Raw genomic sequence first — 11,923 nt, 5'->3', positions numbered from 1 at the left:
TATAGTCTTTTGAATTAAGGTTGAGACATCGTCACTTTCGCCTTGCCCTACTCAAGTGCTGCCCGCGTCTCAGTTCTTTGTCTCAAAGTTAATTCATTTGACTATATTTGATTTACGGGATTCCCTAAGGTTTTATGACAAACAAAAAATCGAAAGCCGTAACTTTCGATTTTTTCGATTATTCTGTAACAGTTGCTTCTTCTGAAACTGGCACTTCTTCAATAACTTCCACTTCATTAACTGATTGTGGTTCAATGTTACGGTAGCGAGCCATACCAGTACCAGCTGGGATGATTTTACCGATGATAACATTTTCTTTAAGTCCAAGAAGATGGTCTTTCTTACCACGGATAGCTGCATCCGTAAGGACACGTGTTGTTTCCTGGAAGGAAGCCGCAGATAAGAATGAGTTAGTTTCAAGAGAGGCTTTTGTAATCCCCATAAGAACTGGACGAGATGTTGCAGGAATACCACCAGAGATAACAATATCTTTGTTAGCATCTGTGAAGTCAGCAATGTCCATAAGGGTTCCCGGAAGAAGATCAGTGTCACCTGGATCCATAACACGAACTTTACGAAGCATTTGGCGAACCATCACCTCAACGTGTTTATCTCCGATTTCTACCCCTTGGCTACGGTAAACTTTTTGAACTTCAGCAAGAAGGTAAGTTTCCACAGAAAGGGTATCACGAACTTCAAGGAGACGTTTAGGCTGGATTGACCCTTCAGTAAGAGCCGCACCACGAGCAACATCGTCACCAACTTCAACTTTCATACGAGCTGTAAATGGCACCACATATTCGCCCATACCAGTCTTACCTTGAACGTAGACTTTCTTGGTACGTGTCGCAGCATCTTCTTCAATTTCAATAACAGTCCCTTTAACCTCTGTGATCACGGCTTCCCCTTTAGGATTACGTGCTTCAAAGATTTCTTGGATACGAGGAAGACCTTGTGTAATATCAGTATTTGAGGCTACACCACCAGTGTGGAAGGTACGCATGGTAAGCTGTGTACCTGGTTCACCGATAGATTGAGCGGCAATCGTACCAACTGCCTCACCAACTTCAACCGCATCACCAGTTGCCAAGTTGATACCGTAACAGTGACGACAGACCCCATGACGGGTATTACATGTGAAGACAGAACGAATTGTTACTTCTTCAACACCAGCATTGACAATCTCAGCAGCCTTATCTTCTGTAATAAGTTTATTAGGACCGATGATTGTCTCACCAGTGATTGGGTTTTTAACAGTTTTCTTAGTGTAACGACCTTGTAGACGTTCATCAAGTGTTTCTGTTACTTCCTTACCATCTGTGATAGCAGTGATAGTCAAACCACGATCTGTTCCACAGTCATCTTCGCGGATGATAACATCTTGAGCGACGTCAACCAAACGACGAGTGAGGTAACCTGAGTCGGCAGTCTTAAGAGCCGTATCAGTCATCCCTTTACGAGCACCGTGAGTTGAGAAGAACATCTCCAAAACGGTCAAACCTTCACGGAAGTTAGACAAGATAGGAAGTTCCATGATACGCCCGTTAGGAGCAGCCATCAAACCACGCATACCAGCAAGCTGTGAGAAGTTAGAGATATTACCACGAGCTCCTGAGTCCATCATCATAACGATAGGATTCTTAGGATCTTGTGTTTCAATCAAACGTTTTTCAAGAGACTCTTTAGCTTCACGCCATGTTGTTGTAACAGCTACATAACGATCATCTTCGGTCATAAGACCGCGACGGAAGGCTTTGTTAATATCTTCAACGCGGCGGTGAGCAACATCGATAATCTCAGCTTTATTATCAATAACAGGAATATCGGCAATACCCACTGTCAAACCAGCAAGTGTTGAATGGTAGTAACCGAGGTCCTTCAAACGGTCAAGAAAGGCTGATGTTTCAGTTGTACGAAGACGCTTGAAAGTTTCTGCGATGATGTTACCAAGGTTTTTCTTCTTGAATGGAGGATTGATTTCAAGGGAGTCAATGACAGGTTGAATATCTTGCCCTGGTTCCAAGAAGTATTTATCTGGTGTTCCATCCGTCAAGTTAGCGTTGTTTGGTTCTTGAAGGTAAGGGATTTCAGTTGGAATCACATCGTTAAAGAGGATTTTACCAACAGTTGTCACCATGATTTTGTGAAGTTGGTTTTCTTTCCAAGGTTTGTTTGGCATGCTATCAACAGCGATACCAACACGTGAATGCAAGTGAACATAGCCATTTTGATAGGCCATAACAGCTTCATCACGATCCTTGAAGACCATACCTTCACCCTCACGACCAGCATCTTCCATAGTTAGATAGTAGTTACCCAAAACCATATCCTGTGACGGTGTAACAACAGGTTTACCATCTTTAGGGTTAAGGATGTGCTCCGCCGCAAGCATGAGAAGACGTGCTTCTGCTTGTGCTTCCTCAGAAAGGGGCACGTGGATGGCCATTTGGTCTCCATCAAAGTCAGCATTGTAAGCTTCACATACAAGTGGGTGAAGACGAAGAGCTTTACCATCAATAAGAACAGGTTCGAAAGCTTGAATACCCAAACGGTGAAGGGTAGGCGCGCGGTTAAGAAGAACTGGGTGTTCTTTAATCACTTCTTCAAGAATATCCCAAATGCGTTCATCTCCACGTTCCACCATACGCTTAGCTGCTTTGACGTTACCAGCATACTCGCGAGCAACAATTTCTCGCATAACGAAAGGTTTGAAGAGTTCAATCGCCATTTCACGTGGAACACCACATTGGTACATTTTAAGCGTTGGACCAACGGCGATAACGGAACGACCTGAGAAGTCAACACGTTTACCAAGCAAGTTTTGACGGAAACGCCCTTGCTTACCTTTAAGCATGTGACTCAAAGATTTCAAAGGACGACCACCAGGACCTGTGATTGGGCGACCACGGCGACCATTATCAATCAAAGCATCCACAGCTTCTTGGAGCATACGTTTTTCATTTTGAACGATGATACCAGGAGCGTTAAGTTCCAAAAGGCGTGCTAGACGGTTGTTACGGTTAATAACACGACGGTAAAGGTCATTAAGATCAGATGCTGCAAAACGACCACCATCCAATTGAACCATTGGACGCAAATCTGGTGGAATAACTGGGAGGATGTTAAGTACCATCCACTCAGGCTTATTGCCAGATTTATAAAAGGCATCAAGAACATCCAAACGACGAACAGCTTTCACACGTTTTTGACCAGAAGCTGTCTTGAGTTCTTCTTTAAGTTCTGCAATTTCAGCTTCTAAATCCACACGTTTAAGGAGGTCTTGGATAGCTTCAGCACCCATTTTAGCTACGAATGAGCCATAGCCGTATTCTTGAAGTTTTTCGCGGTATTCACGTTCAGTCAAAAGAGATTTTGCTTCAAGTGGGGTATCCATAGGATCAATAACCACGTAAGCCGCAAAATAGATAACTTCTTCAAGAGCACGCGGACTCATGTCAAGGGCAAGCCCCATACGAGATGGAATTCCTTTGAAGTACCAAATGTGTGATACAGGAGCTTTCAACTCGATGTGACCCATACGTTCACGACGAACTTTGGCACGTGTTACTTCGACACCACAACGGTCACAGACGATACCTTTGTAACGGATACGTTTGTATTTACCACACGCACATTCCCAGTCTTTTGTTGGACCAAAGATGACTTCATCAAATAGTCCTTCACGTTCTGGTTTTAACGTACGATAGTTGATTGTTTCAGGTTTTTTAACTTCACCGTAAGACCAAGAGCGGACCTTACTAGGTGAGGCTAATGTGATTTGCATACTTTTAAAACGATTTACGTCAACCACTAATAGTACCTTTCTTCATTATCAATATTACGCAGTCAAAGTAGTGGCAAACCACTACTCAACCTTGTAACAGCTTGTTAGTTTAGAGGAATCCTTAAAACTAACTTTTTGTTTCATCTTTTATTATTTATCTTCAGCTGCTGCCTGTGCTAATTCTGCTGATTCTTTTGCTTGTTTCTCACGCGCTTTTTCAAGATCATCAACGTGCATCACGTCATCATCTTCACCTTCATCAAGATCACGAAGTTCAACTTCTGTATCATCCTCATCAAGAACACGCATGTCAAGACCAAGAGATTGCAATTCTTTAACAAGAACACGGAATGACTCCGGCACACCTGGTTTTGGAATTGGTTTACCTTTTGTGATAGCTTCATAAGCTTTAAGACGACCAGTCACATCATCTGACTTGTAAGTCAAGATTTCTTGAAGGACATTTGACGCACCGTAAGCTTCAAGAGCCCAAACCTCCATCTCACCAAAACGTTGTCCACCGAATTGTGCTTTACCACCAAGCGGTTGTTGGGTAACGAGTGAGTAAGGACCTACTGAACGGGCGTGAAGTTTATCATCAACCATGTGGTGAAGCTTAATCATATACATGACACCAACTGACACACGGTTATCAAATGGCTCACCTGTACGACCGTCATAAAGAACAGTCTTAGCATCACTATCCATACCAGCCTCTTCAACAGTAGCCCAGAGATCCTCTGAAGTTGCTCCGTCAAAGACTGGTGTTGCCATGTGGATACCCAAGTTACGAGCAGCCATACCCAAATGAAGTTCCATAACCTGACCGATATTCATCCGAGAAGGCACCCCAAGAGGGTTAAGCATAATATCAACTGGTGTTCCATCTGGAAGATATGGCATGTCTTCTACTGGTACAATACGTGAAACGACACCCTTGTTACCGTGACGACCAGCCATTTTATCACCAACTTTAATCTTACGTTTTTGCGCAATATAAACGCGAACAAGCTTATTAACACCTGATTGCAACTCATCACCGTTAGCGCGCGTAAAAATTTTCACATCACGAACAATACCATCACCGCCGTGAGGAACACGCAGTGAAGTATCACGCACTTCACGTGATTTATCTCCAAAGATAGCGTGTAAGAGACGTTCTTCCGCAGAAAGATCTTTCTCGCCCTTAGGTGTTACTTTACCAACAAGAATATCGCCTTCTTTAACCTCAGCACCGATACGGATGATACCCATTTCATCAAGGTCTTTGAGCGCTTCTTCACCTACATTCGGAATTTCGCGAGTGATTTCTTCAGGGCCTAACTTAGTATCACGTGTTTCTGACTCAAACTCTTCCAAGTGAACAGAAGTATAAACATCTTCTTTTACAAGACGTTCAGACATGATAACGGCATCCTCAAAGTTGTAACCTTCCCATGTCATATAGGCAACGACTGGGTTTTGACCAAGAGCCATTTCACCGTTTTCCATAGAAGGACCATCAGCGATGAAATCACCTTTTTCAACTATGTCGCCAACTTTAACAAGAGTGCGCTGGTTGTAGGCTGTACCTGAGTTTGAACGACGGAATTTTGTCACATGATAAACATCAAGGGAACCATCTTCACGACGAACTTCAACTTTTTCAGCATCTGAAAAGACAACTTTACCATCATGTTGAGCAATAATAGCTGCTCCTGAGTCGTGAGCTGCCTGATATTCCATACCAGTACCCACATAAGGTGCTTTAGGATCAATCAATGGCACAGCCTGACGTTGCATGTTGGCACCCATGAGGGCACGGTTAGAGTCATCGTTCTCCAAGAAAGGAATACATGCTGTCGCAACCGCAACTACCTGCTTAGGAGAAACATCCATGAAATCGGCTAAATGAGCTGGGTATTCTTGGTTGACACCTTGGTGACGACCCATGACGATTTCTTCGGCAAAAGTACCATCTTCATTGAGTTTTGAATTTGCCTGAGCTACTGTGTACTCATCCTCTTCATCCGCAGTCAACCAAACGATTTCATTAGTAACTCGGCCACTTGAACGGTCGACTTTACGGTAAGGCGTTTGGATAAAGCCATACTTGTTAAGGTGTCCGTATGAAGACAAGTTGTTAATCAAACCGATATTTGGTCCCTCAGGTGTTTCAATAGGACACATGCGTCCATAATGAGTGTAGTGCACGTCACGCACTTCATAACCAGCGCGATCTCGTGTCAAACCTCCAGGCCCAAGGGCTGACAAACGACGTTTGTGAGACAACTCAGAAAGTGGATTATGCTGATCCATGAACTGTGACAACTGTGAAGAACCAAAGAATTCTTTGATAGCAGCTGTTACAGGACGGATATTGATGATTTGTTGTGGTGTTAAGACATCATTATCTTGAACGGACATACGCTCACGCACATTACGTTCCATACGAGCCAGACCGATACGGAATTGGTTAGCAAGAAGCTCACCCACGGCACGAATACGACGGTTACCCAAATGGTCAATATCATCAACTTTTCCAAGGCCTTCAGCAAGATTTAGGAAGTATGACATTTCAGCCAAAATATCCGCTGGTGTAAGGGCACGAACCTTATCGTCTGGATTAGCATTACCAACAATCGTTACTGTACGATCTGGATCACTTGGAGCAACTACTTTGAATTTTTGAAGAACAACAGGTTCTGTAACAACCGCATAATCATTTGGTGTGTAAACAAACTTGTTCAAGTCACCATCCAAATGCTCAGCGATAGAATCAATAACATCACGAGTCATTACTGTACCAGCTTCGACAAGGATTTCGCCGGTTTCACTATCAATCAAGTTCTCAGCAATAGTTTGATCAAGAAGACGTGTCTTCACATTAAGTTTTTTGTTGACTTTGTAGCGCCCAACAGCAGCCAAGTCATAACGACGTGGATCGAAGAAACGAGCTGTCAATAAACTACGTGATGAATCAGCTGTTTTTGGTTCACCTGGACGAAGACGCTCATAGATTTCTTTAAGGGCTTCGTCAGTACGTGAATCGTTTGGATTTTTGTGAATATCTTTTTCGATAGTGTTACGAACAAGGTCACCCTCACCAAAGATATCAATAATTTCATCATCACCTGAGAAACCAAGGGCACGAACAAGTGTTGTGAATGGAATCTTACGCGTACGGTCGATACGCGTGTGAGCAATGTCTTTAGCATCTGTTTCAAGCTCAAGCCATGCACCACGATTAGGGATTACGGTTGAACCGTAACCAACTTTACCGTTTTTATCAACTTTATCGTTGAAATAAACACCTGGTGAACGAACCAACTGAGAAACGATGATACGTTCAGCACCATTGATGATGAAAGTACCCATTTCTGTCATGTAAGGAAGATCTCCAAAGAAGACTTCTTGTGTTTTAATTTCACCAGTCTCTTTGTTAATCAAACGGAAAGTAACGAACAAAGGTACTGAATAGTGAGCGTCATGGGCACGCGCCTCTTCAAGTGTGTACTTAGGTTCTTTTAATTCATAGCCTACAAATTCCAACTCCATAGTATCTGTGAAGTTTGAAATCGGAAGTACATCCTCAAATACTTCACGCAAGCTGTTATCCAAGAAATCTTGAAATGAATCTGTTTGAATTTCAATTAAGTTAGGTAAATCAAGAACTTCTTTGATTCTTGAAAAACTACGACGGGTACGATGTTTCCCGTATTGAACGTCATGTCCTGCCAAGTCTTACTCCTTTATTAAATGAGTTATGAACGAAAATCGTTCGAGTTCAATCACAAAGTCAATTTTAGATAGCCTCTAAAACAACTTCAATAACATTATTGATGTCAATCAATTTTCAGAATCTTTAAATGTTTGTTACACATCCAAAAAATAGCGAAAATAGGCACAAAAAGAGCAGCTAAATCGGACTCCTTAAAAGTATGATTTAACTGCTTTATGCCACGGCTGGACAATATTTCAACCGTGATTAAACGTCAAATAGCTGTCTATATTATATCACCAATTGACTTTAAAATCAAGTTTATCGTCGATTACTTCTTCTTGTGTTATTGGATTGGCTACCGCCACCGATAATACTATCCCAAGCTTTTTGGTAGTCACTATCAGTACCACCAATACCAAAGTGGTAAGTCATATTACCAGCACCGTTTTTAGCCCAATAGCTGGTTGTTGTATTACCATTAATCGTATAACGCCGACCATTTTCTGAAACTGTTCCAGGTTTTAGTCCCGTTTGCTTATTAACGGTAGATTTTATGACACTTGAATCAAGAGAGAATTTCTGACCACTGCCAAATACATTAGGATCAGCCTGATTAATGGCATTAACAAGATTTGCCAAATAATTAGAATGATTATCATAACCTGTCATTTTGCCTAAAGAGTCATTATTATCGTGACCAGCCCATGAAGCTAATGATACCTGTGGTGTTGACACAGCAAGCCATACATCTGAGTAATCATTCGTTGTTCCTGTTTTACCAATCCAATCGTCATTAGCTAAGGCACCATTTAGTGACTGCAATCGGCTCTTAAACTGAGTAGTTGTTCCTGAATCAAGTGGTCCACGAAGCAGGTTCTGTAGAATAGTTGCTGTAGCTTTAGAAAATACTTGAACAGGTTCTGTCTTGTGTTGGTAAATAACTTTCCCTTCATTATCAGTAATCTTATCAACCATGTAACCTTGGGCATAGGCTCCATTATTAGCAATCATCTGATAACCATTTGCCATCTGTTCAACAGTCATACCAATACCACCACCAAGTGGCAAACTCTCGATATCATAGTTATCAATAGAGATTCCTATCTTGGTCATGTAATCTTCAACATCAACCCTTTTATTTTGCAAGAGTTTATAAGTCCAAAAAGCAGGGATATTCCAAGAAGTATTCAGCGCTTCTTGAAGAGTCACCATCGCTGTACCTTCATTATCAACGTGCATGATTTTTTGACCACTAGAGTAAGTTGTTGGATAGTTTGACAACATGCTGGCACTTCCCATTAAACCTTGGTCAATAGCTGGTCCATAAGCAATCAAAGGTTTAATAGTAGAACCTGGTGATCTTTTCGTATCAAAAGCATGGTTGTTCTGATTGATAGTATAATCACGTCCACCTATAAAGCCAAGAATTGCTCCAGATTTGTTGTCTATCAAGACATTTCCGACTTCTGTCCGACCAGTTCCATCGTCTAGAATCGATCCATACTGGTTAACAGCATTTTGCATAGCTTCATAGATAGGCTTGTTGATTGTTGTTGTTACTTGGTATCCACCCGATTGGAGTTCCTCCAAAGCACGCTCTTCATAAGCAACCTTTGTCGCATCATTTTTCAAATCTTGAGCGGAAACCCCGTCTTTTTTAATCAAATACTCATACATTACCTTCTGCGCTTCTTCCATCACAGAATAATAAAGATAGTCATGTTTAGATGCCGCTACAGTATCAGAAGCAATAAAATCCTGTTTCAAATCATAAGATTTATAAGAATTATACTCACTCTTGGTAAGATAACCTTCTCGATACATATTGTATAAAACATTACTTGCTCGTGCTAATCCAAATGACAAATCCTCATCCGATTTCAAACGACCATCCCCATTATACGGAGAATAAATAATTGGACTTTGTGGTAGACCGGCAATAAAAGCTGCTTGTGGAACTGTCAGCTCTGCAGCAGACTTGCCAAAAATACCTTTTGCGGCTTCTTCAACACCAGCGATATTTTGCCCTTTATTATTTCGTCCAAACGGTGATACGTTCAAATAAGATGTTAAAATAGCATCCTTATCCATATCTTTTTCCAAAGACAAAGCATAGATAATTTCCCTAGCTTTACGTTTAAAAGTTGGATCATCTCCGAGGATTTGTTGCTTCAAAAGCTGTTGAGTTAAGGTAGAACCACCACTAGATTCCCCAATTCCTAAAAGAGATGAAATAAGAGCCCTAAAGACTGCCTTAGGTACCACACCATGGTGCGTGTTAAAATTCTCATCCTCAGTTGAAATAATCGCATGTTTAAGATTCTCAGAGATCGCATCACTCGCAACCGGTGTGCGTAAAAGATCCGTATCAATCTCCGAAATCAATGAACCATCAGAATAAGATAGATGAGAAATCAGTGAGCCAGTTTCAACCTTCTTAATAAGTTCCGCTTTTTTCGGCACCTTAACGCCATCAATTTGACTCGCCAAATACCCAAATCCAAGACCAGCACCCAGCATGCTAAAAAGCAATATAATAATATAAATAAAGTTTGATAATAATTTCGTGATACGTAAAAGAATAGATAAACTATCTGTCACAAACCAAGTACGATCTGAAGATTTCTTAGAAGAATTATTTGTTTTATGTCTTGGTCCTTTAATCGAAAGGCTCTGTTTACCCTTTTGTAACCAATAACATGCTTTTTTCTTAAAATTAGACATAGAATACCTCAATAGCATTATACCAAACTTCTGTATAGCTTGCATGGGACAAAGTATTTTTGATATAATGAAAGCTAGTACAAAACTTATTTTGGAGGCTTATATGAACATTTTTGAAGAATTAAAAGAAAGAGGCTTAGTCTTCCAAACGACTGATGAAGAAGCCCTCGAAAAAGCATTGACGGAAGGTCAAGTTTCTTTCTATACGGGTTACGACCCAACGGCAGATAGCCTACATTTAGGACATCTGGTTGCCATCTTGGCAAATCGTCGCCTCCAATTAGCTGGCCACAAACCATTTGCTCTTGTTGGTGGCGCCACAGGACTTATCGGAGACCCATCATTCAAAGATGCTGAGCGTAGTCTTCAAACCAAAGAAACCGTTGACGGTTGGGTAACCAAAATTCAGGGACAATTATCACGTTTTCTAGATTTTGAAAACGGTGATAACAAAGCTGAAATGGTTAACAATTACGACTGGTTTGGATCAGTCAGCTTCATTGACTTTCTTCGAGATGTTGGGAAATACTTCACTGTTAACTACATGATGAGCAAAGACTCCGTTAAAAAACGTATTGAAACTGGTATTTCTTACACAGAATTTGCCTACCAAATCATGCAAGGTTACGATTTTTACGAATTAAATCAAAAGCATAACGTAACACTTCAAATCGGGGGTTCTGACCAGTGGGGTAACATGACCGCAGGAACAGAACTTCTTCGCCGAAAAGCTGATAAAACCGGACATGTAATCACCGTACCACTTATTACAGATGCCACTGGCAAAAAATTTGGTAAATCTGAAGGCAATGCAGTCTGGCTTGACGCCGATAAAACATCTCCTTACGAAATGTATCAATTCTGGCTCAACGTTATGGATGACGACGCTGTCCGCTTCCTCAAAATCTTCACCTTCCTAACATTGGATGAAATTGCAGCCATCGAAAAACAATTCAATGCTGCACGACATGAACGCTTAGCTCAAAAAGTACTAGCTAAAGAAGTCGTTACTCTGGTTCATGGTGAAGAAGCCTACCGCCAAGCCCTTAATATCACCGAGCAACTCTTCGCAGGAAATATTAAAAACCTATCTGCAACTGAATTAAAACAAGGACTCAGCAACGTTCCTAACTATGCTGTTCAAGCTGAAGACGACCTTAACATCGTTGAAATCCTTGTAAAATCAGGAATTTCTTCCTCAAAACGTCAAGCACGTGAAGATGTTCAAAACGGAGCCATCTACATCAACGGTGATCGTGTTCAAGATTTAACATACAACCTCTCTGACAATGATAAAATTGAACAGGAATTAACTGTAATCCGTCGTGGTAAAAAGAAATACTTCGTCCTCACTTACTAATATAAATATAAAGATCACCTCATCCAACCGAACTGCACCCAAAAAGTTAGACACTACCTCTAACTTTTGAGGTGTTTTTTCTACCATTTGTCAAGCTTATCAAGCTTTTAATCGAAAAATTTTTTAAGACAATAGCTTGGATTTAGCTATTGTCTTATTTTTCTGCTCTAATTAGCGTCAAAAAGTGTACACGAAAACAACACCTTATTTTGTTATTTTTTGGATAAGGTGTTACAATGATATAGCATCAACGACTTTAATGATTTTGGGTCGAAGCATAATCGTAAAGTTTGTTATGCGTTATGAGGTAATACATTGTCCTGATGAGGCGATGTATAGAGGCAATCGTATG

The 11,923-nt window shown here is 41.0% G+C and carries 4 protein-coding genes; 1 reads left to right on the top strand and 3 read right to left on the bottom strand.

Annotated elements, in window-relative coordinates; all coding sequences use genetic code 11:
• Nucleotides 1–178: 178 nt before the first annotated feature.
• From rpoC to pbp1b, 3 genes are all read right to left on the bottom strand, one after another.
• Nucleotides 179–3,811, bottom strand: a complete 3,633-nt coding sequence (gene rpoC, locus A3IA_RS0106745) for a DNA-directed RNA polymerase subunit beta' (protein ID WP_018380561.1) — start codon at nt 3,809–3,811, stop codon at nt 179–181.
• Between the two features lie 123 nt (nt 3,812–3,934).
• On the bottom strand, nt 3,935–7,504 hold the full coding sequence (gene rpoB / locus A3IA_RS0106740; protein ID WP_018380560.1) for a DNA-directed RNA polymerase subunit beta: 3,570 nt from the start codon (nt 7,502–7,504) through the stop codon (nt 3,935–3,937).
• 301 nt (nt 7,505–7,805) lie between these two features.
• Nucleotides 7,806–10,211 (bottom strand): penicillin-binding protein PBP1B, encoded by a 2,406-nt coding sequence (pbp1b, locus tag A3IA_RS0106735; protein WP_018380559.1) that lies wholly within the window; start codon nt 10,209–10,211, stop codon nt 7,806–7,808.
• Between the two features lie 103 nt (nt 10,212–10,314).
• Here pbp1b and tyrS point away from each other — a divergent pair, with 103 nt between their 5' ends.
• Nucleotides 10,315–11,571 carry a tyrosine--tRNA ligase gene (gene tyrS / locus A3IA_RS0106730; RefSeq protein ID WP_018380558.1) on the top strand — a complete coding sequence of 419 codons (1,257 nt, stop codon included), beginning with the start codon at nt 10,315–10,317 and terminating at the stop codon, nt 11,569–11,571.
• The last annotated feature ends 352 nt before the right edge of the window (nt 11,572–11,923 follow it).

It is taken from the genome of Streptococcus thoraltensis DSM 12221, from assembly GCF_000380145.1.
Taxonomy (GTDB): Bacteria; Bacillota; Bacilli; order Lactobacillales; family Streptococcaceae; genus Streptococcus; species Streptococcus thoraltensis.
Note: the sequence above shows the minus strand (reverse complement) of the source record. Positions and strands in the feature narration are given on the sequence as shown.

What these genes read in the sequence shown, in the direction of transcription:
- pbp1b (WP_018380559.1), bottom strand. Translation starts at nt 10,211, where the DNA reads ATGTCTAATTTTAAGAAAAAAGCATGTTATTGGTTACAAAAGGGTAAA.
- tyrS (WP_018380558.1), top strand. Translation starts at nt 10,315, where the DNA reads ATGAACATTTTTGAAGAATTAAAAGAAAGAGGCTTAGTCTTCCAAACG.